Annotated in this window: 15 protein-coding genes; 9 read left to right on the forward strand and 6 right to left on the reverse strand. The window is 75.7% G+C overall.

What is annotated here, in order from left to right; genetic code table 11:
* Window positions 1–2: 2 nt before the first annotated feature.
* Window positions 3–302, reverse strand: coding sequence for a hypothetical protein (locus QSK20_RS20020; protein WP_285790121.1), 300 nt, complete (start codon window positions 300–302; stop codon window positions 3–5).
* A 388-nt stretch (window positions 303–690) separates the two neighbouring features.
* Here QSK20_RS20020 and QSK20_RS20025 point away from each other — a divergent pair, with 388 nt between their 5' ends.
* The gene (locus QSK20_RS20025; protein WP_285790122.1) at window positions 691–1,509 is read left to right on the forward strand and encodes a hypothetical protein; all 819 of its coding nucleotides are present in this window, start codon (window positions 691–693) and stop codon (window positions 1,507–1,509) included.
* Window positions 1,510–1,600: 91 nt separating this feature from the next.
* Here QSK20_RS20025 and QSK20_RS20030 read toward each other — a convergent pair whose 3' ends face one another.
* Window positions 1,601–2,647 (reverse strand): pectate lyase family protein, encoded by a 1,047-nt coding sequence (locus QSK20_RS20030; protein ID WP_285790123.1) that lies wholly within the window; start codon window positions 2,645–2,647, stop codon window positions 1,601–1,603.
* 230 nt (window positions 2,648–2,877) lie between these two features.
* The gene (locus tag QSK20_RS20035; protein WP_285790124.1) at window positions 2,878–4,110 is read right to left on the reverse strand and encodes a PucR family transcriptional regulator; all 1,233 of its coding nucleotides are present in this window, start codon (window positions 4,108–4,110) and stop codon (window positions 2,878–2,880) included.
* 87 nt (window positions 4,111–4,197) lie between these two features.
* On the opposite strand from QSK20_RS20035, the gene QSK20_RS20040 reads away from it, so the two are divergent.
* A complete protein-coding gene (locus QSK20_RS20040; protein ID WP_285790125.1) occupies window positions 4,198–5,289 on the forward strand; it encodes a ferredoxin reductase in 1,092 nt (363 codons plus the stop codon).
* A gap of 17 nt (window positions 5,290–5,306) precedes the next feature.
* Window positions 5,307–6,452, forward strand: coding sequence for a fatty acid desaturase family protein (locus tag QSK20_RS20045; RefSeq protein WP_285790126.1), 1,146 nt, complete (start codon window positions 5,307–5,309; stop codon window positions 6,450–6,452).
* A gap of 100 nt (window positions 6,453–6,552) precedes the next feature.
* Here QSK20_RS20045 and QSK20_RS20050 read toward each other — a convergent pair whose 3' ends face one another.
* Window positions 6,553–7,308 carry a GntR family transcriptional regulator gene (locus QSK20_RS20050; RefSeq protein ID WP_285790239.1) on the reverse strand — a complete coding sequence of 252 codons (756 nt, stop codon included), beginning with the start codon at window positions 7,306–7,308 and terminating at the stop codon, window positions 6,553–6,555.
* 171 nt (window positions 7,309–7,479) lie between these two features.
* Between QSK20_RS20050 and QSK20_RS20055 the strand changes: the two genes are divergently transcribed.
* A complete protein-coding gene (locus QSK20_RS20055) occupies window positions 7,480–8,265 on the forward strand; it encodes a nucleotidyltransferase domain-containing protein (RefSeq protein WP_285790127.1) in 786 nt (261 codons plus the stop codon).
* A gap of 1 nt (window position 8,266) precedes the next feature.
* On the opposite strand, the gene QSK20_RS20060 is transcribed toward QSK20_RS20055, so the two are convergent.
* Entirely contained in the window at window positions 8,267–8,458 is a 192-nt protein-coding gene (locus tag QSK20_RS20060) for a hypothetical protein (RefSeq protein WP_285790128.1), read from the reverse strand.
* A gap of 151 nt (window positions 8,459–8,609) precedes the next feature.
* Here QSK20_RS20060 and eccB point away from each other — a divergent pair, with 151 nt between their 5' ends.
* The gene (gene eccB, locus QSK20_RS20065; RefSeq protein WP_285790129.1) at window positions 8,610–9,986 is read left to right on the forward strand and encodes a type VII secretion protein EccB; all 1,377 of its coding nucleotides are present in this window, start codon (window positions 8,610–8,612) and stop codon (window positions 9,984–9,986) included.
* Window positions 9,987–10,112: 126 nt separating this feature from the next.
* On the opposite strand, the gene QSK20_RS20070 is transcribed toward eccB, so the two are convergent.
* Window positions 10,113–10,706 carry a class I SAM-dependent methyltransferase gene (locus QSK20_RS20070; protein ID WP_285790130.1) on the reverse strand — a complete coding sequence of 198 codons (594 nt, stop codon included), beginning with the start codon at window positions 10,704–10,706 and terminating at the stop codon, window positions 10,113–10,115.
* Between the two features lie 458 nt (window positions 10,707–11,164).
* Here QSK20_RS20070 and QSK20_RS20075 point away from each other — a divergent pair, with 458 nt between their 5' ends.
* From QSK20_RS20075 to QSK20_RS20090, 4 genes are read left to right on the forward strand one after another with little or no spacing between them, the layout of a single operon-like run.
* A complete protein-coding gene (locus QSK20_RS20075; RefSeq protein WP_285790131.1) occupies window positions 11,165–14,623 on the forward strand; it encodes a beta-ketoacyl synthase N-terminal-like domain-containing protein in 3,459 nt (1,152 codons plus the stop codon).
* Window positions 14,620–17,739 (forward strand): thioesterase domain-containing protein, encoded by a 3,120-nt coding sequence (locus tag QSK20_RS20080; protein WP_285790132.1) that lies wholly within the window; start codon window positions 14,620–14,622, stop codon window positions 17,737–17,739. Before QSK20_RS20075 ends, QSK20_RS20080 begins: the two co-directional genes overlap by 4 nt.
* Window positions 17,736–21,254 (forward strand): non-ribosomal peptide synthetase, encoded by a 3,519-nt coding sequence (locus QSK20_RS20085; protein ID WP_285790133.1) that lies wholly within the window; start codon window positions 17,736–17,738, stop codon window positions 21,252–21,254. The genes QSK20_RS20080 and QSK20_RS20085 overlap by 4 nt, the downstream gene beginning before the upstream one ends.
* 8 nt (window positions 21,255–21,262) lie before the next feature.
* Window positions 21,263–26,758, forward strand: coding sequence for a type I polyketide synthase (locus QSK20_RS20090; RefSeq protein WP_285790134.1), 5,496 nt, complete (start codon window positions 21,263–21,265; stop codon window positions 26,756–26,758).
* Window positions 26,759–26,762: the final 4 nt, after the last annotated feature.

Raw genomic sequence — 26,762 nt, forward strand, 5'->3', positions numbered from 1 at the left:
CGTCAGGGATAGAGGTGAACGACGCCGTCCGAGGGCCCGAGGGTCGCCAGATCAGGGAGTCTGGCACCGGAACGTGCCGCGACGGCGGCAACCGCCTCGTGGAAGCCCTCGAACTGGTCGGTGACCGTCATGAACTCTCCGGAGACGTGGCTGATGTCCAGTTCCACCAGCCGCTGATCGTGAGGCGGCAGCAACGAGGCCTGCACGGTGACGTCGCCCATCTCCGGCCAGGGGCACTGTGTCGTGCCGGCGGAGTGCACCACGCTGACACCGATGTCGTCGACGAACACCCGACCGGTCATGAGGTGCACAGTAGGTGGCCCGACCCGACCGCCACGAAGACGCGCCGTGCGGAATGGTCCGGACGGCCTCGCCGGTCACTGATCCGCTTCCCGCGACGGCAGAAGGGGTGACGGGACGCGGCTCGGATCGGGCAGGCCGAACTGCAACCAGACACAGCCTGCCTCCGGCGCGTACCGGAGGCGCGTGCTTCTGCCCAGGGCAGGCGGCCTTGCCCCACCGGAGGGGCGGCCCACCCTGTCCGTGCGGGCAGGCGCACCGGCCGCAGCGGGACGTGGCGGGCGCTGGTCGGGCACTGGTTTCGAGGCGATCGTGGTCTCGACCGTGCTTGCCGTGGACCCCTACCATCGGCGGCCACGGGGTGACTGTCTGCTGTGGACGGGAGATCTCATGGGCCTGCGTCGTTCGGGGCGTCGCCCCCTGCCGCAGCGGCTGCGATCGCGTACCCCGGGGCCGGACCGCCGGAGGTGGTGGCAGGGCTGGCAGGTCAAGACGGCCCTCGTCTCCGCACTGGTCCCGCTCGTCGTCGGCGCCCTCTGGGTGCAGGGCGTGAAGTTGGTGCACGCCTGGTCCGATCCCGCGCCGAGGGTCTCCGCCTCGGCGCGGCCGTCGGCGTCCCCCGGCGGCACGGAACCGGCGCCGTCGGGCAGCCCGTTGCCGGAGGGCACGCCACCGGGTGGGGCGCCGCCAGTCGATCCCTCGCCGGACGACGTGCCGCCGGAGAACGACCCGGTCACGTCCGGACCCACCACGACCGCCCCGGAGCCGAGCGCGACCACCGGACCGCCCGCGCCGTCGGTCGGTCCGGTGACGAGCGAGGCGCGGGTGCGGCGTGGCGGCACGCTGGTCATGGCCGACTACACGGCGTACGACCTGGACTCGACGGCCGCCGACTGGAATCCGACCAGGGACGACTGGGGACCCAGCCGCGATGTCGGGTACGCCTCGTGGTGGCCCGACGCCAGCAACGACGCCCTGGTCAGCCGGGAGGATCCCCGGTACGCGGCGGCGCTGTCGGGCAGCGGCCCCTGGAGTCGCGCCGACTGTGTCCGGGCCCGGTACGGCGAACCGTCCGCCCGTCCGGTCGGGGATCGGTTGCTGGAGGGCCGGGGGATCTGCGTGGTCACCTCGTCCGGACGCTACGCGCTGCTGGTCGTGACCAGGGCCGTCGAGCGGCAACTCACCGTCCGGGTCACCGTGTGGGAGTGAGCCGCGTACGTACGGCGAAGTGGTGGGACCCGCTCCGGCCGCCCGGCTGGGGGCGGACGACCGGAGCGGGAGTCTCAGCGGCGGGCCGGCCTCACGGGCAGACCCGGCCGACGCCGACCCCGGCGGTGACCGTGGCCGGCACGCTGGCGGGGGAGTCCACCGTGTACGGGTAGTAGGTGCGCGGCTCGACCACGGTGCCGGCGGTCTCCGGCGTGCCCGAGTTCACGTACAGGTTGTTCCGCTCGACCACCCGGCCCGGCGCGCTGTCGGCATAGCCGACGTGGATCGGGTGGGCGACGTTCTCGAAGTAGTTCCCCTCGACCATCAGCCCGGCGTCCTCGGTGGAGGCGATGCCGTACAGGGCGTTGTTCCGGTAGTAGTTGTTGTAGATGTGCACCGGTTCGGCGAACCGGACGCGGGGGTGCCGCTGGTCGGTGCCGTCGAAGAAGTTGTGGTGGTAGGTGACCCGCAGCTTGCCCCGGTCGGCCGGGTAGTTGTCCGAGTGGCCGACCAGCGAGGCCTTGCTGTGCTGGTGGAACCGGTTCCAGGAGACGGTGACGAAGTCGGACTCCCGCTTGATGTCGAGCAGGCCGTCGTACCCGTCGGACAGGTCGTTGTGGTCGATCCAGACGTGGTGGGCCTTGTTGGTGACGCTGATCGAGTCGTCCTCGGCGTCGGTGAACCGGATGTTCCGGATGATGACGTTGTTGCCGGGCCGGGTGGTCGAGCCCAGTTGCAGGCCGCCGCCGGTGATCTCGGCGGTGGCGCCCACGCCGATGATGCTCTTGTTGGCGACCACAGTGACCATGTCGCTGACCTGGATCCGGCCGGAGATCCGGATGATCAGCGGTCCGGCCTGTCCGGCGGCGGAGGCCAGTTGCGCGGCGGTGGTGACGGTGACGGTCGGGCCGCCCGCGCCGCCGGTGGTGCCGTTCTGGCCGAGGGCGTTGACCGAGGCGAATCCATCGGGGGCTCCGGTGCAGGTCACGCCGGGGGTGTCGCCGGCGTCGACCCGGGCGGCGGCCGGGGCGGCCACGCCGCCGCCGAGCGGGACGGCCAGCACGCTGGCCAGCAGGAGGGCGGTGCGCCGGGAGACCCGGCGGGGCGGGATGGCGGGGACGGTGGGAGTGGTGGTCATCGGGTCGCTCTGCTTTCCGGGCGCGCGGAGCCGTCGCGGAGCGCGCCGCCGGGTGGAGGGGCAGGGACGCAGGTGCCGCCCGCCGGGCGGCCGGCGGATCCCGGTGGGACGGGTGCGGGATCCGGGCCGGGGCGGGATGGTGCTCTGGAAAGCGCTTTCCCAATGCGGTCACGATACGAGCCCACACCCGCCCCGTCAACGTCCGTCGATGCGCTGGTGTGCTGGCGGGGTCACTCCCCGGCCGGGGCCGGGCGCTCCGGGAAGGCCAGGGCGAGGGTCAGTTCCAGCACCGTCGCCGGGTCCGTGAGCCGGTCCCCGTACAGCTCCCGTAGCCGGCCCATCCGGTACCGGACGGTCTGCGGGTGGACGAAGAGGTCGGCCGCGACGTCGTCCCGCCGGCCCTGGCGCAGCAACCACGACCGCAGCGTCTCGGCGAGCCGGTGCGCGGTGGCCGGCGGCAGCGACGCCAGTGGCTCCAGCGCCCGGGCGCGCAGGTCGGCCAGCCCCTCCGGGTCCATGCCGAGCACCAGTTCGGCGAGATGGTGCTCGGTGTCCAGTGGCGCGCCGTCCTCGGGTGGATCGACGTCCAGGGCCAGCAGGCGGCAGGCCCGCCGGAACGACACCGCGACCCGGTGCCAGGGGCGGGCCGGCCCGAGCACCGCGCGGCGTCCGTGCAGCACCCGGGCCAGCTGCCGCCGCCGGGCGCCGTGCATGTCCGGTACGAGCAGCACGCCGGTCTCCGTGCCCGGCTCCGCCCCGGGCAGGTCCTCCCCGGCCTCCAGGGTGTGCGGGCTGAGCACGGCCAGGGGCACCCGCAGGCTCGTCCGGGGGACCAGGACGGCGGTGAGGGTCTGCGGTGGTGGCCAGTCCGCCCGTTCGGCGCTGGGCAGCAGCACCTCCTCGGGCTCGCCGGCCAGCAGGCGCTGGGCCAGCCGCTCCAGGTTGCGCCGCCGGGCGCGGCCGGCGCTGGCCAGCTCGTCGGCGTGCCCGGCCACGCTGGCGGCGGAGAGTTCGTCGATGTACGCGAAGAGCAGTTCGGCGAACTCCGCCACCGTCGCGGCGGGCAGCCCGCTGCGGACCGTCGTGGTGGACATCTCCCGCCAGGCGACCCGGGCCCCGATCCGGTACGCCGCCAGCAGGGCGTCCATGCTGCGGCCGGAGCGCGCCTCGCCGCTGCCCAGGGCGTACGCGGCGTCCAGCGCCGGGGCCAGGGGAGTGCTCGGATCGGTGCCCTGCGCGTGCTCCAGCAGGTTGAGGAAGGTGCCCAGGGCGATCTGCACGGCGTTGGAGATCTTGTCGCGCATCTGACCGGTGAGCGTGCCGGAGTAGCTGGGCACCTCGGCGGTGATCGCGGTCACCGTCCGCTCGGCCAGCAGCGGCAGCCGGTCCTGGAGCTCCCGGGCCACCCGCTCGTCCAGGGCCAGTCTGGCCGCCTCGCGCGTGGCGCGGGAGGTTTCCGACATTCTTTGTTCCCTCCGCACAATTAGGTGAGGCCGTTTTACCTTACCGAGCCAAGCTTTTGTACGTATGGTGCGCCCACCATTGGTTGTATGACCACCACCGTCCCGCCCCGCTCCGCCCGGGTTCCCCTCCGGGACCGGCTCCTGCGGCTCGCCGGCGCGGTCACCACCCCGCTGCTTCCCGGGGACTACCTCGACCTCGTCGCGCCCCTGCGCGCCGGAGCCGACCTGCGGGGCCGGATCCTCGACGTCCGCCCGGAGACCCCGGACGCGGCGACCGTCGTGATCCGCCCCGGTCGTGGCTGGCGCGGCCACCTGCCCGGTCAGTACGTCCGGCTCGGCGTGGACGTCGACGGCGTACGCCAGTGGCGGGCGTACTCGCTGACCTCGCCGCCGGCCCGGGACCACGCCCCGATCACGGTCACCGTCAAGGCGATCCCCGACGGCGTGGTCAGCAACCACCTCGTCCGCCGGATCCGGCCGGGGACCATCGTCCAGCTCGACCAGGCGCAGGGCGACTTCGTGCTGCCCCGGCCGGTGCCGGAGCGGGTCCTCTTCGTCACCGCCGGCAGCGGCGTCACGCCGGTGATGGGGATGCTCCGCTCCGGCGCGCTGGCCGGGGCCGACGTGGTGGTGCTGCACTCCGCGCCCACCCCGGCCGACGTCATCTTCGGCCCCGAGCTGCGCGGTCTCGCCGCGCGGGGCGTGCTGCGCCTGGTCGAGCGGCACACCGACACCGACGGGCTGCTCGACACCGCCGACCTCGACGGCCTCGTGCCCGACCACCTCGACCGGCAGACCTGGGCCTGCGGGCCGGTCGGTCTGCTCGACGCCCTCGAGGCGCACTGGGCCGGCGGCGACGCCGCCGACCGGCTGCACACCGAACGGTTCCGCCCGACCGTGATCACCACCGGCGAGGGCGGTCCGGTGACCTTCACCCGTGCCGGGGTCACCGTCCAGGCCGACGGCGCCCGCGCGCTGCTCGACGCGGGCGAGGAGGCCGGGGTGCTGATGCCCTCGGGCTGCCGGATGGGCATCTGCTTCGGCTGCGTCCTGCCGCTGCGCCAGGGAGCGGTCCGGGACCTGCGGACCGGGGAACTGACCACCGCGCTCCCGGGTGACGGCGTGCGCATCCAGACCTGCGTGTCGGCGGCGGCCGGCCCGTGCGACATCGACCTCTGACGACGGGAGTTGCGGACATGACCGTGATCCAGAAGAAGCCGCACAACCCCATCGCGCACCTCACCGCGGCGGACATCGAGGCGCTCGCCGCCGAACTCGACGCGATCCGGGACCGGGTCATCGCCAGCCGGGGCGAGCGCGACGCCGCGTACATCCGCCGGCTCGTCACCAACCAGCGCCGGCTGGAGCTGGGCAGCCGGATCGTGCTGCTCTTCTCGCTCTTCCCACCCGCCTGGGTGGTGGGCACCGCCGGCCTGGCGGTGGCGAAGATCCTGGACAACATGGAGATCGGCCACAACGTCCTGCACGGCCAGTGGGACTGGATGCGGGACCCGAAGATCCACTCGACCACCTGGGACTGGGACCACGTCTCCCCGGCCGAACAGTGGAAGCAGTCGCACAACGAGCAGCACCACAAGTACACCAACGTCGTCGGCCGGGACAACGACCTCGGCTACGGCATCATGCGGGTCGACGAGGACCAGCCCTGGGAGCCGATGCACCTCGGCCAGCCGTTGTGGAACCTGGTCAACGCCTGCTTCTTCGAGTACGGCATCGCCGCGTACGACCTGGAGCTGGGCCGCCACCTCCAGGAGAAGACCACCCGGGACCCGGTGTTCCGGACCCGCGCCAAGGCCGTCCTGCGTAAGATCCGCCGCCAGGTGCTCAAGGACTACGTCCTGCATCCGCTGCTCTCCGGGCCGTCCTTCCTCAGCACCCTCGCCGCCACCTTCACCGCGAACCTGATCCGCAACGTGTGGAGCCACTCGGTGATCATGTGCGGACACTTCCCGAGCGGGGTGGAGACCTTCGAGAAGACCTCCATCGAGGGGGAGACGAAGGGGGAGTGGTACCTGCGGCAGATGCTCGGGTCGGGCAACATCAGCGGTGGCCGGCTGCTGCACCTGATGGCCGGCAACCTTTCCCACCAGATCGAGCACCACCTCTTCCCCGACCTGCCCAGCAACCGCTACCGGGAGATCGCCCCGGAGGTGCGGGAGGTCTTCCGGCGGTACGGGTTGTCGTACACCACCGGGTCGCTGCCCCGGCAGGTGGCCTCGGCGTGGTGGAAGGTCATCCGGCTCTCCCTGCCGAACCGCTCCGCCGCCGGGCCGGTGGACGACCAGCCGGCGATGGTCCGCGAGCCCTCGTTGGTGGGCTGACCCGCGACGCCCGGTCGCTGCCCGCGGTGGCTCCCGGGCCCGTCGGCGCCGGCCGCCGTGCCCGGTCCGTAGGCTCCGGCCGGGCGGGGTGGCCGGGGCCTCAGCCCCGGCGGAGGAGCTGGAGGTCGATCCGGCCGGTGTCGTACCAGTGCCGGCTGAACAGCGCCACCCGGTCGCCGGGGACCGCCGGGAAGTGCCGTTGCTCCAGCAGGAGCAGCGGGGCGTCCGAGGTGAGGGCGAGCCGGTCGCGCAGGTCGGCGTCCGGGACCACCGGCACCAGCCGGGTCACCGCCTGCCGCAACGGCAGCCCCAGCGCGGCGAGCCGGTCGTGCAGCGAGTCCTCCGCGCCGAACGCGTCGAGCGCGGTGGGCTCCGGCAGCAGGCCGGTCGGAACCCACTCGGCGCAGTGCGTCACCGGAACGCCGTCGGCGGTGCGGGTCCGGGTCAGGTGCACCACCGGGGCACCCGGATCGACGCGCAGCACGGCGGCGAGCGCCGGGTCCGCGAGCACGTGCCGGACGCGCAGTCCGGTGGTGCCCGGCCGGTGCCCGAGCAGCGCGAGGCCCCGTCCGGTGCCGGTGAGCCGCTCCAGGCCGTGCGCGGGGCGGGGCGCCGCCGAGACGAACGTGCCGATGCCCCGGCGACGGACCAGGAGCAGGTCCCCGATCAGCTCGGTGACGGCCGCGCGCAGGGTCGGCCGGCTCACCCCGAGCCGCCGGGCCAGCTCCGGCTCGGCCGGCAGCCGCGAGCCGGGGGCGAGGACGCCGTCCCGGATGAGTTCCCGCAGCCGGGTCGCCGTCCGGGCACCGAGCGTGCGGGTCTCCGGGTCGAGCCGTACCGACCAGTTCGTGTCCATCACGCTTCTCGGCTCTCCTGTCCGGCTGCGAACGGCGGCGCTCCCGCGCACCACCGTGGACGCTGGCGACGAGAGTCATCCGTGTCGATCCGTATTCTCACCCTAACGGTGGGTACGCGCAGCCCCGGGGGCGGGTGCGGGCCGGGCGCGGTGGCGGACCAGAATGCGGGCATGGACCCCGACGTGCGGACGTATCTCGATGACCTGGTCGACGCCGCCCGGGACGTGCTGGGCGACAACCTGGTGGGCGCGTACGCCACCGGATCGGTGGCGCTCGACGCGTACCAGCCGGGTCGCAGCGACGTGGACGTGGCCCTGCTCTGCGCGCGCGCACCCGGCCCGGAGCGTGGGCGGGCGCTGGTGGCGCGGCTGCGCCACGAGGCGTTGCCCTGCCCGGCCCGGGGCCTGGAACTCGTCCTCTACCGGGAGGCGGTCGCCCGCTCCGGCACCCCCGAGCCGGGTTACGAGGTCGAGCTGAACACCGGACGGGGGCTGCCGTTCCGGGCCGGTGTGGACGGCCCGGACCGGCCCGCCGCCGACGGGCTGTTCTGGTACGGGCTCGACCGCAGCATCCTGCACCAGCACGGACTGGCGCTGTTCGGCCCTCCGGCCGCCGGGGCGTTCGCCGATCCCTCCCCGGCCGACCTGCGCCGGCTCCTCGTCGACGCGCTGCGCTGGTGGCTGGCGCGGCCCACACCCGAGGGGGACGGACCGGCCCCCGGCACGGAGGACGCGGTGCTGGGCGCCTGCCGTTCCCTGGTGCGCTTCCGCGACGGGGTGTGGTTGTCGAAGGTCCGGGCCGGACGCCGCCTCGCCGACGCGGGCTGGTGCGCCGACGTGGTCGAACGGTCGATCGCGGCCCGGGACGGTGGCGTGCCGCCGAGCGGGCCGCAGGCACGGGCGGTACAGCAGCGGGTGCTCGCCGAGATCAGCGGCGGTCCTGCCCGGCGCCCGTAGGTCACCGGTGCCGCTCGGGGGGCGCGGCACGGTGCCGGGCCACCACCCGGCGGCTCCTGACCAGCGCGAGGACGATCACCGCGAGCAGCGCCACCGCACCCACCACGAGGAGCCAGCGGAGCGCCTCCAGGAGCAGACCGAGCAGAACGAGGGCGGCGGCGACCACCCCCACCACGGCGAGCAGGGTCCGCATGGCGGGGCCTCCTTCGGGCGGCGGACAGGGTGTCGGCCCCGACTTCCCGTTCGGCGTGGCACTATTCCCGCCCGGGCGTCGCGTCCCGGCCACGGGCGGTGACGGCGTCCCCCTTATCCTGTGACCCGGCCGAGCACCGGGAAGGGACCGCATGCCGTCGCGGCAGGACCAGCTCCACTCGTACCAGTTCACCGTCCAACGCGCGGTCGCCGCCCTGGTGATGCGGGAGACGGATCCGGTGGTCCCCCCGTTCCGCCGGTTGGCCGGCGCGACCCTGGCCAGTGTGCTGGTGGCGGCGATCGCGCTCGGTGGGGCCGCGCTCTACGGCCTCTTCGCCGGCGGGGGCTCCGGCTGGCGTGACGAGCGGGCCGTGGTGGTCGAGAAGGAGTCCGGCGCACGCTTCGTCTACCGGGACGGGAAGCTCCACCCGGTGTCGAACTACGCCTCGGCGCTGCTGATCGTCGGTGCCGAGCGGGCGAAGACCGTGCTGGTGTCCCGTCGCTCGATCGAGGGGGTGCCCCGGGGCCTGCCACTGGGCATTCCCGACGCGCCGGACTCGCTGCCGGCCGCCGGCCGGCTGACCACCGCGCCCTGGACGGTCTGCTCGGTGACCGGCGGGGACGCCTCGCCGCCCCGCTCGGTGCTTCTGGTCGGGGCCACCGCCCGGGACGGCCGGCAGCTCGGCGACGACGCGGTGCTGCTCCGGCCGCCGGACGGCAGCCTGCACCTGGTCTGGCACCGGCACCGGCACCGGTTGCGCGACGTGAACCGGGTGCTGGCCGCGCTGGCCGCGACCCGGCAGCGGGCGGTGCCGGTGGCGCCGGCGTTGCTGGACAGCCTGCCGGCCGGTCCGGACCTGGCCCCGCTGGACCTGCCCGGCCTGGGCGAGCCGTCCGGGGCGGTCGCCGGCGCCGACATCGGCGACGTCTACCTGGTGGCAAACTCCGGTGGCGGACGTCAGTACGTGGTCGTCGACCGGGACGGGGTCGCCGGGATCACCGAGTTGCAGGCGAGTCTCCTACTGGCCCGGACCGGGCAGGGCGACCCGCGACCGTTGACCCTCGGCGGGTTCGCCCGCCTGCCGAAGCTGCCCGACCTGGTGCCGGTCGGCCCCACCGCCCCGCCGACCAGCCCACCCCGGCTGGTCCGGCCCGAGGCGGGCGCGATCTGCGGGCAGGTCGGCGACGACGGTGGCGTCCGGGAGGTACGCGTCGGCGCGACCGTGCCGGAGCGCCCCGGTGGTGGCGGCGTCGACGGGGTGACAGGTGCGGTCGCCGACCACGTGGTGGTCGAGCCGGGCCGGGGGGCGGTGATCGAGTCGGTCGCCGCGCCCGGGGCCACCGGTGGTGCCGTCTCCGTGGTCACCGATCTCGGCCGGCGGCACGTGGTGGCCTCCACGGAGGTGCTGGGCATGCTGGGCTACCCCGGCGTCCGGCCGGTACGCCTGCCCGCGGGCCTGGTCAGCCTGGTGCCCGCGGGCAGCCCGCTGGACCCGGAGGCGGCCCGACAGGTCGCCGCGCCCGCCTGAGCACGCGGGGCCGCGTGGTCGGTCCGGGGTGACGTCGGTTGGGTGGCGCTGCACGTTCCGGCGGGGCCGACGTCGGGCGGGCGGCGCCGTCTGTCCCGAGGGGGCCGACCTCGGCCGGGTGGTGCCTCAGTCGGCGGGTCGGCGCAGCACGGTGACCGCGAAGTCGGCATCGGCGCGCCAGGGCCGCAGGTCCCAGGTGGCGAACCGGTGCTCCCGGCGCAACCCGGCGGCGGAGGCGTCGGCGTCGAAGTCGGCGAGCGGGTAACCCCGACCGGTGCCGAACCCGACCACCAGCACCCCGTCCGGGCGCAGGTGGGCGGCGATCCGGCGGAGCACGTCCCGCTCCGTGCCGGGGGCCACGAAGGCCATCACGTTGCCCGCGACGACCGCCGCGTCGAACGGTTCGCCGGGCAGGTCCAGTTCGGCGAGGTCGGCGACCAGCCAGGTCGGCCCCGGGTGGTCCGCCCGGGCCGCCTCGACCAGCACCGGGTCGGCGTCCACCCCGACCACCGTGTGCCCCCGGTCGGCCAGCGCGGCGCCGACCCGGCCGGTGCCGCAGCCGGCGTCGAGGATCCGTGCGCCGGGCGGGACCATGGCGTCCAGCAGGCGGGCCTCGCCGGCCAGGTCCGCCCCCTCGGCGGCGAGTTGGCGGAACCGGTCGACGTACCAACGGGAGTGGTCCGGTCCGGTCTCTGTCACCCAGCGGGTCGGCTTGCCCATGGCGCTCACCGTAGCGGTCCGACCCGGCCGGGACGCCGGTGACCGCCGGGACACCCGCCCGACATCGACGGGGCGGCGTCGTTCCACAACGGACCGTATGATGGGCGCGGCAGCCGCCGCCGACGCGTCCCCCACGGAAGCGGCCGTGCCGCCACAGCGGCGGGCCCCCGGTCCGCCGGGTGGAAGTTTTCCCGGTCCGTCCCCGGTCGCCCGGAGGACGGCCGCCCGGTGGCCCTCCGGACCATACAGGTTCCTGCCTGGAGGGCTGATCGGACGGTTCCTCGTGTCCGACGTCCGACCTGGGGTCGGACCTTCGGGTCAACTCTCGATCGATGATCTTCCCGGTTGGCCGACCCGGCCTATGCTGCTCTCTACTGTGGAAATCCTGGGGGGATCGATGAGTGCAGGCGTCGGACGCTGCGTGCGGGTGGGCCCACGGACGGTCATCGCGCACTGACATGCCGCAGTCCACGATCGTCCACCGTTTCGTCGACGTCGCGGCGCGGCACCCCGACCGACCGGCCGTGCTCGGCGAACGGCCGGTGCCGTACGCCGCGCTCCAGGAGATGGCCGGCGGGTACGCCGACGTGCTCACCGCCGCCACGGTCCCCGCCGGGAACCGGGTCGCCCTGCTCACCGCGCACGGCGTGCCCACCATCGCCGCCATGCTCGGCACCCTCGCCGCCGGCTGCGCGTACGTGCCGCTGGACCCGGGTTTCCCCGCGGACCGGCTGCGGCACATGCTCGCCGCCGCCGACGTCGGGACCATCCTCACCGGCACCGCCGGGGAAGCACTCGCGCGCCGGTTGAGTCAGGCCCGCCCCGGGACGCGGGTGCTGGTCGCCGACGCTCCCGCCGCCGCGCCGTTGGCGCCGGTCCCGGTCGACCCGGACGCGCTGGCGTACGTGCTGTTCACCTCCGGTTCGACCGGGGTGCCCAAGGCCGTCGGGCAGACCCACCGCAACCTGCGGCACGTGGTGGACAACCAGATCACCACGCTGGCCCTCGGCCCGGACGACCGGCTCAGCCTGCTCGCCTCGTTCAGCTTCGACGCCGCCATCCCGGACCTCTGGCCGGCGCTGCTCACCGGCGCGGCGGTCGTCCCGGTGGAGTTGCGCCGGCACGGGCTCGCCCACGCCGTCGACGAGCTGCTCCGGCACCGGGTGACCGTCTACCACTCCACCCCCACCGTCTACCGCTTCCTCCTGGACACCCTCGGTGACCGCCGGCTCGACCACGTCCGCGTGGTGCTGCTCGGCGGCGAGCAGGCCACCTGGACCGACGTGACCCGGGGCCGGGACCGGTTCGCGGCCGACGCTGTGCTGGTCAACGGCTACGGCGCCACCGAGATGACCTTCGCCGCCCGGTACGCGGTCCCGCTGGCCGAGGCCGACGCCGCCCGCACCGGACCGCTGCCGGTCGGCCACGCCCTGCCCGGGTACGCCGTCGACCTCACCGCCGACGGCGAGATCGAGGTCCGCAGCACGCACCTGGCGCCCGGCTACCTCAACCTCGACAGCGACCGGTTCGGCGTCGACCCGGACGGGGTGCCCACGTACCGCACCGGTGACCTGGGCGAGCGACTGCCCGGCGGGGAGCTGGTCTGCCTCGGCCGGCTGGACCGGCAGGTCAAGGTGCGCGGGCACCGGGTCGAGCTGACCGAGGTCGAGGCGCACCTCGCCGAGCAGCCGGGCGTCGCCGCCGTCCGCGCCGTCGCCCGGGACGGCGAACTGCTCGCGTACGTCACCCCGGCCGGTGGGCCGCTCGACCCGGCGGCCCTGCGCGCGGCGCTGGCCCGGCGGCTGCCGGAGTACGCGCTGCCCCGGGCGGTCGTCGTGGTCGACGCGTTCCCGCTCACCGTGACCGGCAAGGTCGACGAACGCGCGCTGCCCGACCCGCCGGTCGCCGTGCCGGCGGGGGAGGAGCCGGCCACCGCGACCGAGCACGCGGTGCACGACATCTGGTGCGCGGTGCTCGGCCGGACCGAGGTCGGCCGCACCGCCAGCTTCTTCGACCTGGGCGGGCAGTCCCTCCTGCTCGGACTGGTGCAGGAGCGGCTGGCCGAACGCTTCGGCGTGCGACTGCCCATGCCCCGGCTGTTCGCGCACCCCACGGTGGCCGCGCAGGCCCGGCTGCTGGACGCCCCGTCCCCGGTCCGGGCCGCCGCCCTGCCCACCCCGTCCGCGCCACCGGCCGGCGTCCGGGAACACACCGGCGACGAGATCGCCGTGGTCGGTCTGGCCGGCCGGTTCCCCGGCGCGCCCGACGTCGCCACGTTCTGGTGGAACATCTGCGCCGGGGTGGACGCCGTCCACGACCACACCGACGACGAGCTGGCCGCGCTCGGCATCGGCCCCCGGCTGCGCGCCGACCCCCGGCACGTGCGGGCCACCGGGCGGCTGACCGGGGTGGACGAGTTCGACGCCGACTTCTTCTCCTTCGGCCCCGACGAGGCGGCCCGCACCGACCCGCAGCACCGGATCTTCCTGGAGACCGCCTGGGAGGCCCTGGAGGACGCCGGGTGCGACCCGGAACGGTTCCCCGGCCTGATCGGCGTGTACGCGGCCACCTCCGCGAACCGCTACTTCCTCTTCCACCTGATGGACAACCCGGCCGTGGTCGGCGACGTCGACCCGGACGACTGGGAGGCCCGGCTGGTCGGCCGGCAGCTCACCGACCACCTGCCCGGGCAGGTCGCGTACCGGCTGGGGCTGACCGGGCCGGCGGTGGCCACCCAGAGCGCCTGCTCCAGCTCGCTGGTGGCGGTCTGCGTCGCCGCGCAGAGCCTCGCCGACTACCAGTGCGACATCGCCCTGGCCGGCGGGGTCAACGTCACCTGGCCGCGCCACCGCTCCGGCGGGCTGGCCTCCCCGGACGGCCGGTGCCGGGCGTTCGACGAGGCCGCCGCCGGCTCCGGGTTCGGCTCCGGCGCCGGCGTGGTCGTGCTGCGCCGGCTGGCCGACGCCCAGGCCGACGGGGACCGGATCTACGCGATCCTGCCCGGCTGGGCGGTCACCAACGACGGGGCGGACCGGGCCGGGTTCGCCGTGCCCGGACCGGCCGGGCAGGCCGCCGCCGTGGCCGGCGCCCTCGCCGCCGCCGAGGTCGACCCCGGGGAGGTCCGTCTCGTCGAGGCGCACGGCAGCGGCACCCCGCTGGGCGACGCCATCGAGGTGGCCGCGCTGCACGAGGTCTACGCCGGCGCCGCGCCCGCCGAGACCTGCGCGCTCGGCTCGGTCAAGACCAACATCGGCCACCTGGACGCCGGGGCCGGCATCGCCTCGCTGATCAAGGCGGTGCTCGCCGTGCAGCACGGGGTCGTCCCGCCGAACCTGCACTTCACCCGTCCGCACCCGGAGATCGACCTGACCGAGGGCCCGTTCTACGTGCCGACCAAGGCGCGCGACTGGCCGCAGGCCCCGCGCCGGGTGGCCGGGGTCAGCTCGTTCGGCCTCGGCGGCACCAACGCGCACGTCGTGGTGGAACAGCCGCCGCCGGACGAGCCGGCCGAACCGTCGGACGGGACGTACCTGCTGCCGGTGTCGGCGCGTACCCCCGAGGCGCTGCGCGCGGCGCTCACCCGGCTGCGGACCCACCTGGCGGGCAGCGCCACGCCGCTGGCGGACGTGGCCTGGACGCTGGCCACCGGGCGGCGGGCGTTCGGCTGCCGGGCGCTGGTCGCGGCGACCGACCCGGCCGGCGCGGTGGCCGCGCTGGACGACCTGCTCGCCACCGGGGAGCGGGTGGCCGGAGTCCCGGCGGACCTGCGGGAGCGGACCGCCGGGTGGCTGGCCGGCGGGGACGCCGACTGGGCGGCGCTGCACCCCGACGGCGGCGGCCGGCGCACCGGCCTGCCCACCTACCCGTTCCAGCGGCACCGGTACTGGATCGACCCTCCTCAGAAAGGCCAGCGGTGACCTGGTTCGCCTCCACCGGACGTCGTCCCCACGCGTCGGTGCAACTGTTCTGCCTGCCCTACGCCGGGGCCGGGGCCAGCGCGTTCCGCCGCTGGCGGGACGCCATCGGCGCCGACGTCGAGGTCCAGCCGGTGCAGCTGCCCGGCCGGGAGGCGCGGATCGCCGAGGACCCGGACTTCGCCGTCGCGGAGGTCGCCGAGGCCATCGCCGCGCGGGCCGACCGGCCGTACGCCATCTACGGCCACTCGATGGGCGGCCGGCTCGGCTTCGACGTGGTGCGGGAGCTGCGCCGCGCCGGCCGGCCGCTGCCGGTACGGCTCTACGTCGGGGGCGCCCGCGCCCCGCACGTCACCGACACCAGCCACTTCGACGGGCTCTCCCGCGTCGACGACGAGGAACTGCTGGCCCGGCTCCGCGCCGGCGGCGGTCTGCCCGAGGAGATCCTCGAACACCCGGAGCTGGTCGAGCTGCTGCTGCCGCTGCTGCGGGCCGACTTCAGCCGGGTGGACACCTACCGGTACACCCCCGAGGAGCCGCTGCCGGTGCCGATCGTGGCGTTCAGCGGCCGTACCGACCTGGCGGTGACCCGGGAGCAGAGCGCGGCGTGGGAGCGGCACACCGCCGCCGGCTTCGTCCTGCACGACATCGACGGCGGGCACTTCTTCCTGCACGACCGGCTCGCCGACGTGCTGGCCGTGATCCGGGCCGACCTGCTCGACGCGGCGGCCACCCCGCCGCCGGAGCCCGCCGCCCCGGTGACACCGACGGGTGCGGGCGTCCCGTCCGGGCCGGGCGGGCACCGGGTGCCGCTGGGCGACACGCACTGGTCGGTCTGGCGGGACGCGCTGCTGCGGACCACCGGGTTCCCGGCCGACGGGTTGACCGCGCTCGCCGCCCCGAAGGCCGCCGCCGCCGCCGACGAGCTGCTCGACGGCGGTCCCGCCGACCCGTTCGACACCGCGTTCGCCGAGGCGCTGCGCGACGGTGGCGAGACGCTGCGGCGGATCGCCGCCGACCCGCTGCTGCGCGAGGCGGTCACCTGGCAGAACCCGAACGTCCTCACCGCGCTCGACGGGCTGGTCGCGGCCGGGCCGGACGCCCCCCGCAACGTCCGCCGCCGGGACCGGGAGAAGGCGTTGCTGCGCTACTGGCAGCGCTACTGCGGCAAGAACGAGACGGTCGGGTTCTTCGGACCGAGCTGCTGGGTGACCGTCGACCCGGACGCCGCGACGCCGCTGACCGCGCGGCCCGGTGGGCGGTTGACCCGCCGCCGCTGGGTGGCCTTCGAGTCCTGGGCGGTGGCCGCGTACGCCGACGCGCTCGGCCGGGACCCGGCCGTACGCCGCTGGTGGCCGCCGATGCTCGCCGCCCACCTCGGCCTGGACGGCCGGACGGTGCGCCGGCCGGGCCGCCCGCCGCTGGAACTCTCCACCGTGGAGGCGGCGCTGCTGGCCGCCTGCGACGGCCGCCGTCCCGCCGCGCACGTGGTCGCCGACCCCGACCTCGGGCTGCGTCGCCCCGACGACGGCTACGCCCTGCTGGAGCGCTTCGTCGACCGGGAGCTGATCACCTGGGACGCGCTGCTGCCGGTCAGCCCGGACGCGGAACGGGTGCTCGGCGTGCGGATCGACGCGATCGGCGACGAGCCGGTGCGTGCCCGCGCCCGCGCCGGCCTGGACCGGCTGCGCGCCGCCCGGGAGGCGGTGGCCGCCGCGGCCGGCGACCCGGACCGGCTCCGGGACGCGCTGGCCGGGCTGGACGCCCTCTTCACCGAGCTGACCGGGCAGCCGCCCCGCCGCCGGGACGGGCAGATGTACGCCGGCCGCACCCTCTGCTACGAGGACACCAGCCGGGACCTCGACGTCGTGGTCGGCGGCCCGATGCTGCGGGAGATCGCCGCGCCGATGGCCGTGCTGCTCCAGGCGGCCCGGTGGCTGGTCGAGGCGCTGCGGCGGGCGTACGCCGACGCGTTCCGCCAGCTCTACGACGAGCTGCGCGCCGACGCGCGCGGCGGCGAGGTGTCCCTGGCCGACCTGTGGTTCCTCGCCCAGGGGCTGTTCTGGGGCACCGGGGACCGCCCGGTCGACGCGGTGGCCGCCGAGTTCGCCCGCCGCTGGGCCGGGCTGTTCGGGCTGGACGCGTTGCCGGCCGGCACCCGCCGGCTCGACGTCGGGGTGGCCGGGCTCGCCGACCGGGTCGCCGAGGTCTTTCCGGCTGCCCCGCCCACCTGGGCGAACGCCCGGCTGCACAGCCCTGACCTGCAGATCTGCGCGCGGGACGCCGAGGCGCTGGCCCGGGGCGAGTACACCGTGGTCCTGGGCGAGCTGCACGCCGCCTGGGCGTCGTTCGACTGCGAGGTGTTCACCCCGTCCCATCCGGACGTGGCGCGGCTGCGCGCTGCCCTCGACGAGGACCTGGGTGGCCGCCGGGTCCGGCTGCTGGTGCCGGACGAGTGGCCGCGCCGGACCAGCCGGGTCGCGGAGAGCCTGGTCGGCCCCGCCGACCGGCAGTTGGCCTTCGCCCCGGCCGCCGGGGCCGACCCGGACCGGGTGCTGCCCACCGTGGACCTGACCGTCGCCGACCGCGACGGGGAGTTGGTCGCGGTCGGCCCCGACGGGCGGACGTGGACCCTCGACGAGATCTTCGCCGGCCCGCTCACCATGCACGCCGTCGACGGGTTCAAGCTGGTCGCCGCCGCCCCGCACACGCCCCGGATCACCCTGGACCGGCTGGTGGTGGCCCGGGAGACCTGGCGGACCACGCTGGGCGGGACCGGCCTGGCCGACGTCACCGGCGAACGCGAGCGGTTCCTCGCCGTCCGGCGGTGGCGGCGCGAGCTGGGCCTGCCCGAGCAGGTGTACGTGAAGCTCGCCACCGAGACCAAGCCCTGCTTCCTCGACCTGAGCAGCCCGTTCTACGCCTCGGCGTTCTGCTCGATGCTGCGGACCGCCCGGAGCCAGGGCGGGGACACGGTCTCGGTGACCCTCACCGAGATGCTGCCCACCCCCGAGCAGGCCTGGGTGCCCGACCACGCCGGCCGGCGCTACTTCAGCGAGTTGCGGCTGCACGTCGTCGACGGCGAAGCCCTCCCCACCGGATCCGGAGCCCACCGATGACCCCCACCCCGCACCCGGCCGCCGCCCACGGACCCGAACTTCCCTGGCCGGACGCGACCTTCGCCGACCTGGTCCGGGAGCAGGCCGCCCGGACCCCCGACGCCACCGCGGTCCGCCAGTGGGACGACCGGCTCACCTACCGCGACCTGGTGGAACGGGCCGCCGGGGTGGCCGCCGCGCTGCGGGAGCGGGGCGCGGGTCCCGGCAGCCGGGTGGGCGTGTGCGCCACCCGCCGTCCCGATCTGGTGGTCACCGTCCTCGGCGTGCTGCTGGCCGGCGCGGCGTACGTGCCGCTGGACCCCGGTGGCCCGCGCGCGCGGCTGCGGGAGATCGCCCGGGACGCGGGCGTGCGGATCGTGGTCGGCGACGCCGCCGAGGCGGAGTTCGGGGACGTCGCCGGGGTGGCGGCCCTCGGACTGTCCGGCCCGGCCCCGCTCACGCCCTGCCCGGCGCGTCCCGGCGACACCGCGTACGTGCTGTTCACCTCCGGGTCCACCGGTCGCCCCAAGGGGGTCCGGGTCACCCACCGGGGCCTGGTCGAGTTCGTCACCGCCTGGGCGGCGCGCACCGGCGTCGACGCCGGCACCCGGAGCCTGGCCAGCGCCGCGCTCAGCTTCGACGCGGCCGTCATCGACCTCTTCGTGCCGCTGGCGCACGGCGGCGCGGTGCAGCTCGCCGGATCGGACGACCGGGCCGACCCGCTCCGGTTGCAGCGCTTCGCCGCCGCGCACGACGTGACCTGGGGACTGCTCACCCCGACCGTGCTCGCCCTGCTCGACCCGGCCGCCCTGCCCGGTTGGCGGACGGTGCTCTGCGGCGCCGAGGCGGTCCCGGCCGAGCTGGCCGCCCGCTGGGCCCCCGGTCGGCGGTTCGTCAACGCCTACGGACCGACCGAGGCGACCGTCGCGGTGGTGGCCGGCGACCTCACCGGCGACGAGACCGACCCGGTGCCGATCGGCCTGCCGCTGCCCAACCACCGGGTGTACGTGGTCGACGCCGACCTGCGTCCGGTCGCGCCGGGGGAGAGCGGGGAACTGGTCGTCGGCGGCCCCGGCCTGGCCGACGGCTACCTCGACCGGCCCGCGCTGACCGCGGCGGCCTTCGTCCCCGATCCCTTCTCCGGCCTGCCCGGCGAGCGGCTCTACCGCACCGGCGACCTGGTCCGGCAGGGCCCGGACGGCCGGCTGGCCTACCTGGGCCGGACCGACCGCCAGGTGAAGGTCCGGGGGCAGCGCGTCGAGCTGGGCGAGGTCGAGGCGGTGCTCGCCGGCCACCCGGCGGTCGACCGGGCGGCGGTGGAGGCCGTCGACGGCCCGACCGGCACCGAGCTGGTCGCCTTCCTCACCCCCGCCGACGCCCCCGGCGACGAGGAGATCCGGGACTGGACCGCCGACCGGCTCACCCCGGCCATGCGGCCGGCCCGGCTGCTGCGGCTGCCCGCGCTGCCGGTCAGCCCGACCACCGGCAAGCTCGACCGGGCCGCCCTGCGCGAGGCGGCCGCCGCCAGCCGTCCCGCCCCGGCCGCCGACGGGGTGCTCTCCTCCGCCGACCCGGTCGAGGCGGCGGTGGCCCGGCTCTGGGCCCGACTGCTCGGCGCGGCCCCCGCCCCGGACACCGACTTCCTCGCCGCCGGTGGCAACTCGGTCGCCGCGATGCGTCTGGTCGCCGCGCTCCGCGCCGAGCCGGGCCGGCAGGTCGACGCCCGGGACGTCATCGCCGCCCGCACCTTCGCCGGACTGGTCGACGCGGTCCGCGCCGCCGCCCCGGCCGAGTCCGACGGGCTGACCACCGGCAACCCGCCGACGCTGTCCGCGCCGCAGCGGCGGCTCTGGTTCGTCGACCAGATCGCCTCGTCCAGCGCGCCGTACAACATCGCGCTGGCGCAGCGGCTGCACGGCGCGCTGGACACCACCGCGCTGGGGGCGGCGCTGCGGGCGGTCGCCGAGCGGCACGACGTGCTGCGCTGGCGGATCCTCCAGACCGCCGGGGTGCCGTACGCGGTCTGCGCCGAACCGACCGACGTGGCGGTGCCGGTGGTCGACCTGACCGGGGCCGCCGACCCCGAGGCGGAGCTGCGCACCATGCTCGCCGCCGGGGCCGCGCACTCCTTCGACCTGGCCACCGGCCCGTCCTGGCAGGTCACCGTGTACCGCCTCGGCGAGCGGGAGCACGTCGTGGCGATCACCCTGCACCACTCGGTCTTCGACGGCTGGTCCGAGGCGGTGCTCTACGACGACCTCGCCGCCGCGTACGCCCAGGCGGTCGCCGGTACGGTGCCCGCCCTGCCGGCGCTGGCCGTCTCGTACGCCGACTACGCGGTCTGGCGGGTCGAGCGGGACCGGCGGCGCGGCGCGGCCGACGTGGCCTGGTGGACCGCGCACCTGCGGGACGCGCCGACCCTGCTGGAGCTGCCCCGGGACCGGCCCCGCCCGGCGGTGCAGACCTACCTGGGCGCGGAGGCCGGGGTGACCCTCTCCGCCGAGGCGGACCGGGCGGTTCGGGCGCTCGCCGCGGCCCGGGGCACCACCAGCGCGGCGGTGCTGCTGGCCGGCTTCGGCGTCCTGCTCGGCCGGCTCACCGGCGGCGACGACCACGTCCTCGGCGCGGTGGTCGCCGACCGGCGGCTGGCCGCCTTCGACGACGTGATCGGCTTCCTGATCGACACCGTGCCGGTCCGGGTCCGCACCGGCGGCGGGGCCGACTTCGCCGCGCTGGTCGACCGCTGCGCGACCGAGCTGCACGAGGCCACCGCCCACTCCGGCGCGCCGCTGGACCGGATCGTCGAGGCGCTCGGCATCACCCGGGACACCTCCCACGCCCCGCTGGTGCAGGTGCTGTTCAACGTGCTCAACTTCGCCGAGCCCCGGCTGACGCTGGCCGGGCTGACCGGCGAACCGGTGCGGGTGGACAAGCCCGGCTCCCCGTTCGACGTCACCGTCTACGTGGTGGAGCGGAACGGGCGGTTCGGCGTCGAACTGGTGTACAACCCGGACCTGTTCGACGCCGGGCGGGTCGACGCGCTCCTGGCCGACCTGGCCGACCTGGTCGGCGCGCTGGCCGCCGCCGGGCACGAACCGGTCGACACGGTCGCCGTCGACCTGCCCCGGCCGACCGTCCGGGTGGCCCGGCTCGGCGCGATGACCGTGGCCGCCGGTGAGCCGTCGCGTGGGCTGCTGCCCGCCGGGCCGGACGCGCTGACCGACACCGAGGAGCTAATCGCCGGGGTCTGGCGGGAGGTGCTGGAACGCGACCGGGTCGGGGTGACCGACAACTTCTTCGACATCGGCGGGCACTCGCTCGCCCTGGCCGCCGTGCACGCCCGGCTGACCGCCGCCACCGGACGTTCCCTGGCGCTGCTCGACCTCTTCCGGCACCCCACCGTCCGGGCGCTCGCCGCCCACCTCGACGGCGCCGTGGACCGGCCCGAGCTGGCCCGGGCCGCGCTCCGCGCGGCCGCCCGACGCAGTCGTACCCGTCGAATCCCACCCCGCCGCCCCGGCGGCGCCGCGGAATGAAGGAACCCATGGACAACCCGCTTACACCCGCACTTCCCGGCGAGGACGACGGCGTCGAACCGATCGCGATCGTCGGCCTGGCCGCCCGCCTGCCCGGCGCGGCCGACGTGCACGAGTTCTGGCGCAACCTGGTCGACGGGGTGGAGTCGGTGACGACCTTCACCCGCGAGGAGCAGCTCGCCCGGGGCGCGACCGTCGAGGAGGTCGACGACCCGAGCTGGGTGCACAAGGCCCCGGTGCTGGAGGCGTTCGACGAGTTCGACGCCGGACTGTTCGGCATGACCGCCCGGGAGACCGAGCTCACCGACCCGCAGCACCGGATCTTCCTGGAGTCCTGCTACACCGCGTTGCAGGACGCCGGCTACGACCCGGCCCGCTACGACGGCACGATCGGCGTGTACGCCGGCACCGGCGGCAACCTCTACCTGCAACGGCACGTGTCCCAGAACAAGCGGGTCGGCGGGGCGGTGCACTCGACGGTCTCGGTGGCCACCGGCAACTCGCCGAACTACGTGGCGACGAACGTGTCGTACCGGCTGGACCTGCGCGGGCCGAGCCTGACCGTGCACACCGCCTGCTCCACCTCGCTGGTCGCGTTCCACCTGGCCTGCGAGTCGCTGCGCAACGGCGAGTGCGACACCGCCCTGGCCGGCGGGGTCAACGTCGAGCTGCCGCACGGCGTCGGCTTCCTGGGCATGGAGGGCTTCACCTCGCCGGACGGGCGGTGCCGGCCGTTCGACGCCGAGGCCAACGGGACGGTGTGGGGCAGCGGGGTCGGGGTCACCGTCCTCAAGCGTCTCTCCGACGCGGTCGCCGACGGCGACACCATCCGCGCGGTGGTCCTCGGCAACGCGATCAACAACGACGGGGCCGGCAAGGTCGGCTTCACCGCGCCCAGCGTGGACGGGCAGATGGAGGCCGTCGCCCAGGCGGTCGCGCTGGCCGGCGTCGACCCGCGCACCATCAGCTACGTCGAGGCGCACGGCACCGGGACCGCGATGGGCGACCCGATCGAGGTCGCCGCCCTCTCCGCCGTCTACGGCCGGGACACCGACGAGCGCGGCTGGTGCGGCATCGGCTCGGTGAAGTCCAACATCGGCCACCTCAGCCAGCCCTCCGGCATCGTCAGCGTGATCAAAACGGTGCTGGCGATGGAACACGGGCTGATCCCGCCGACCATCAACTACGAGACCCCGAACCCGGCGATCGACTTCGCCGACACGCCGTTCTACGTCACCAACACGCTCACCAAGTGGGACGACGACGCCGGCCCGCGCCGGGCCGGGGTCAGCTCGTTCGGCATCGGCGGCACCAACGCGCACGTGGTGCTCCAGGAGGCCCCGGCGGCGCGCCGGGCCGACCGGCGGACCCGTCCGGCCCACCTGCTGCACGTGTCGGCGAAGACCCCGACCGCGCTGGACACCGCCCTCGCCCGGCTCGCCGACCACCTGGCGCGGACCACCGACGGCGGCCCGGAACTGCTCGCCGACGTCGCGCACACCCTGCGGGTCGGCCGGCAGGACCACCCGCACCGGGCCACCGTGGTCGCCACCGACCTGCCCGACGCGGTGACCGCCCTGCGCACCCCCCGCCGCCGCCACGGCGGCGTGGCCGAGGGCGCGACGCCCCGGGTGGCGTTCCTCTTCTCCGGCCAGGGCTCGCAGTACGCGGGCATGGGCGCGCAGCTCTACGCCGAGGAGCCGGCCTTCGCCGCCACCGTGGACGAGTGCGCCGAGATGCTCCGCCCCGAACTGGGCCTGGACCTGCGTGACCTGATCCTCGGCCGGCTCGAGGACGCGGCGGCGAAACTCACCGAGACCCGCTACACCCAGCCGGCCCTGTTCGTCGTCGAGTACGCCCTGGCGACGCACTGGCAGCGCGCCGGGGTCCGGCCGGCGGCGATGATCGGTCACTCCATCGGCGAGTACGTCGCCGCCACCGTGGCCGGGGTGCTCACCCTCCCCGACGCGCTGCGCGTGGTCGCCGCCCGGGGCCGGCTGATGCAGTCGCTGCCGGCCGGGGCGATGCTCGCGGTCAGCCTGGACGAGTCGGTGGTCGCCGACTCCCTCCCCGACGGGCTGGCGATCGCCACCGTCAACGGTCCGGGCACCTGCGTGGTGGCCGGGCCGGTCGACGCGGTCGCCGCGTACGCCGAGACCCGCCGGGGCAAGTGCAAGCCGCTGCGCACCTCGCACGCCTTCCACTCGCCGATGACGGAGCCCATCCTCGCCGAGTTCACCGCGTTGATGGCCACCGTGGCGCTGCGGAAGCCGACCGTGCCGTTCCTCTCCAACGTCACCGGCACCTGGATCACCGACGCGCAGGCCACCGACCCGGCGTACTGGGCGGCGCACCTGCGCCAGCCGGTCCGCTTCGGCGCCTGCGTGGCCACCCTGCTCGCCGAGGGCGTCTGGTCGCTGGTGGAGTGCGGTCCGGGGAAGCAGTTGGCGAACCTGGCCCGGATGCAGGTCGCCAAGGCGTCGCCGGAGCAGCGGGTGCTCACCCCGCTGGGCAGCCTGCCCGGACCGACCGAGGACACCGGCGACCTGGCCACCTTCCTCGCCACCGCCGGCGCGCTCTGGTGCACCGGCGTCGGGGTGCGCCTCGACGTGGACCCCGCCGCCCGGCGGGTGCCGCTGCCGACGTACCCGTTCGAGCGGAAGCGGTACTGGATCGACCCCGACCCGGTGGCGCCGGCCGCCGAGGCGGAGCCGACCGGCCCCCGGCCGCTGCCGGAGTGGTTCGCCGTGCCGGTGTGGCGGCAGGCCGCGCCGGAACCGCGCCGCGTCCCGCTCGGCCGCTGCCTGGTGCTGGTCGACGGCCCGCGCGGGGAGGCGCTGCTCGCGGCGCTGCGCGCCGACGGGTCCGACCCGGTCGTGGTGCGCGCCGGGGACGACTTCGCCGCCACCGCCGACGGGTTCCGGCTGCGTCCCGGCGTCCGCGCCGACCACGACGCGCTGGTCGCCGCGCTCGGCGCGGACCTGCCCGGCCGTCTCGTCCACGCGTTCACCCTGGACGGCGCGCCGACCGGCACCGACCTCGACGCCACCGCCGCCGCCCTGGACCGGGGCTTCTTCGACGCCCTGCACCTGGTGCAGGCGCTCGCCGGGGCCGGCTCGACCAGCGAGGAGCAACCCCGCACCCTCGAGCTGGTCACCGCCGGCATCGGCGACGTGACCGGCCCCGACCTGACCCGCCCCGAGCACGCCACCCTGGTCGGTCTGGCCCGGGTCCTCCCGGTCGAGCTGCCCGGCCTGACCGTCCGGCTCGTCGACGCGGACCCGGCGGCCACCGACGCCACCGCGCTCGCCGCCGAGCTGCGTCGCCCGACCGGCGCGGTCACCGAGGTGGCGCTGCGCGGCAACCGGCGCTGGGTCACCGACTACGAGCAGGTCACCCTCGACGCCGAAGCGGCGTCCACCGGAGCACCGGGCGACGGGGCCGGCCCGGCGCTGCGCGACGGCGGCCGGTACGTCATCACCGGTGGCCTGGGCGGCATCGGCATCACCCTGGCCGAGGACCTCGCCCGCCGCGCCCGCGCGAAGCTGGTGCTGCTGGCCCGCTCCGGCCTGCCGCCGCGTGAGGCGTGGGACGACCACCTCGCCGTGCACGGCGACGACCGGGCCGGCCGGGCGATCGCCGCGATCCGCCGGATGGAGGCGGCCGGCGCGCAGGTGCTCGTCCTCGCCGCCGACGTCACCGACCCGGCCGACCTGCGCCGGGTCCGCGCCGCCGCCGAGGAGGCGTACGGCGGGATCGACGGCATCGTGCACGCCGCCGGCCTGCCCGGCGGGGGCATGGCCGAGGTCAAGGAGCGGGCCGAGGCCGAGCGGGTGCTCGCCCCGAAGGTCGCCGGCACGCTCGCCCTGGCCCAGGTCTTCGGTGACCTGCCGCTGGACTTCGTGGTGCTCTGCTCGTCGATCACCGCCGTGGTCGGCGGCTTCGGCCAGGTCGACTACTGCGCGGCCAACAACGCCCTGGACGCGTACGCCCGGTCCGGGCTGGGCTGGCGCGCGCCGGTGCTGTCGCAGAACTGGGGCGGTTGGGCCGAGGTCGGCATGGCCGTCGAGACGAACGCTCCGGCCGGGTTCCGGGCGGTGGCCCGCGAGACGGTCACCAGCCCGGTCGACCACCCGGTGCTCACCACCCGGGTCACCGGGGCGACGGAGACCGTGCTGCACGGTCTGGTCTCCGCCGGCACCCACTGGCTGCTCGACGAGCACCGGATCGGCGGGGTGCCGGTGGTGCCCGGCACCGCCCACCTGGAGTCGCTCCGCGCCGCCGTGGTCGCCGCGCTGCCCGCTCCGGGTGACGACGCCCTGGTGGAGTTGCGGGACGTGGTCTTCCTGGAGCCGTTCCGGGTGCCCGACGGCACGGTCGCGCAGTACCGGGTCGAGCTGACCGGCACCGACGAGGGGGTGGACTTCGCGGTCCGCAGCCTCGCCGCCGGTGAGTCGCGCACCCACGTGCGGGGCTCGGCCGGGTGGACCACCGAGCCCGCGCCGCCGCCGAAGGACCTGGCCACGGTGACGGCCGCCGGCCGGCGGATCGACGACGACTCGTCCTTCGGTCGCGGCCGCACCAGCATGCTCACCTTCGGTCCCCGCTGGCACTCGCTGCGCGAGCATCACCTCGGCGTCGGCGAGGAACTGGCCCGGATCGAGGCCCCGGCGGCGGCCCGGGACGACCTGTCCGCCTGGGGGCTGCACCCGGCGCTGCTGGACGTGGCGACCGCGTTCGGGCGGGGCCGGGGCTCCGGCACCTACCTGCCGCTGTCGTACGGGCGGATCGTGGTGCGCGGCCCGCTGCCGGCCACCTTCGCGAGCCACCTGCGCTACCGCGACGGCGACACCGACGAGGTGGTCGCCGCCGACCTCTCCCTGGTCGATCCCGACGGGCGGGAGATCGTCGCGATCAGCGACTTCGTGCTGCGTCGGGTGGACCAGGACGCGGTCACCGGTGGGCTCGCCACGCCGGTGCCGACGGCCGCCGGGCCGGCCGTCGGCGCGACCGAGGACATCCGTCCGGTCGACGGGGCCGAGGCGTTCCGCCGCAGCCTTGCCGCCGGTCTCGGCGCTCAGGTGGTCATCGCCACGCGCACGGTCGCCGACATCCGGCGGCGGGCCGCCCGGGTGACCACCGGCAGCCTCGTCGACGAGGCGGAGCCGACGACCCCGGCGTCCACCACCGTCGCCGGCACGTCCACCCCGCCCCGCACCGAACTGGAGGCGGTCATCGCCTCCGTCTGGCGGGACAACCTGGGCGTGGACTTCGTCGGCGTGGACGACGACTTCTTTGCCCTCGGCGGCAACTCGCTGGTCGCGGTGCAGCTCATCGCGGCGATGCGCACGGCCACCGGGGTCCGCCTGCCGATGCGCAGCCTCTTCGAGACACCCACCGTGGCGGGCCTGGCGGCCCGGATCGAGGAGCAGCGCGCCGTGGCCCCCACCGAGGAACCCGCCGCGCCGACCATCCCGGCCATCCCCCGACTGCCCCGCGCCTGACGAC

The sequence above is a fragment of the Micromonospora sp. NBRC 101691 genome (assembly GCF_030269285.1).
In the GTDB taxonomy this organism is placed as follows: Bacteria; Actinomycetota; Actinomycetes; order Mycobacteriales; family Micromonosporaceae; genus Micromonospora; species Micromonospora echinospora.

Bases quoted from the DNA above. Each gene is read 5' to 3' on its own strand.
- QSK20_RS20020 (WP_285790121.1), bottom strand. From the start codon at position 302: ATGACCGGTCGGGTGTTCGTCGACGACATCGGTGTCAGCGTGGTGCAC.
- QSK20_RS20025 (WP_285790122.1), top strand. From the start codon at position 691: ATGGGCCTGCGTCGTTCGGGGCGTCGCCCCCTGCCGCAGCGGCTGCGA.
- QSK20_RS20030 (WP_285790123.1), bottom strand. From the start codon at position 2,647: ATGACCACCACTCCCACCGTCCCCGCCATCCCGCCCCGCCGGGTCTCC.
- QSK20_RS20035 (WP_285790124.1), bottom strand. From the start codon at position 4,110: ATGTCGGAAACCTCCCGCGCCACGCGCGAGGCGGCCAGACTGGCCCTG.
- QSK20_RS20040 (WP_285790125.1), top strand. From the start codon at position 4,198: ATGACCACCACCGTCCCGCCCCGCTCCGCCCGGGTTCCCCTCCGGGAC.
- QSK20_RS20045 (WP_285790126.1), top strand. From the start codon at position 5,307: ATGACCGTGATCCAGAAGAAGCCGCACAACCCCATCGCGCACCTCACC.
- QSK20_RS20050 (WP_285790239.1), bottom strand. From the start codon at position 7,308: ATGGACACGAACTGGTCGGTACGGCTCGACCCGGAGACCCGCACGCTC.
- QSK20_RS20055 (WP_285790127.1), top strand. From the start codon at position 7,480: ATGGACCCCGACGTGCGGACGTATCTCGATGACCTGGTCGACGCCGCC.
- QSK20_RS20060 (WP_285790128.1), bottom strand. From the start codon at position 8,458: ATGCGGACCCTGCTCGCCGTGGTGGGGGTGGTCGCCGCCGCCCTCGTT.
- eccB (WP_285790129.1), top strand. From the start codon at position 8,610: ATGCCGTCGCGGCAGGACCAGCTCCACTCGTACCAGTTCACCGTCCAA.
- QSK20_RS20070 (WP_285790130.1), bottom strand. From the start codon at position 10,706: ATGGGCAAGCCGACCCGCTGGGTGACAGAGACCGGACCGGACCACTCC.
- QSK20_RS20075 (WP_285790131.1), top strand. From the start codon at position 11,165: ATGCCGCAGTCCACGATCGTCCACCGTTTCGTCGACGTCGCGGCGCGG.
- QSK20_RS20085 (WP_285790133.1), top strand. From the start codon at position 17,736: ATGACCCCCACCCCGCACCCGGCCGCCGCCCACGGACCCGAACTTCCC.
- QSK20_RS20090 (WP_285790134.1), top strand. From the start codon at position 21,263: ATGGACAACCCGCTTACACCCGCACTTCCCGGCGAGGACGACGGCGTC.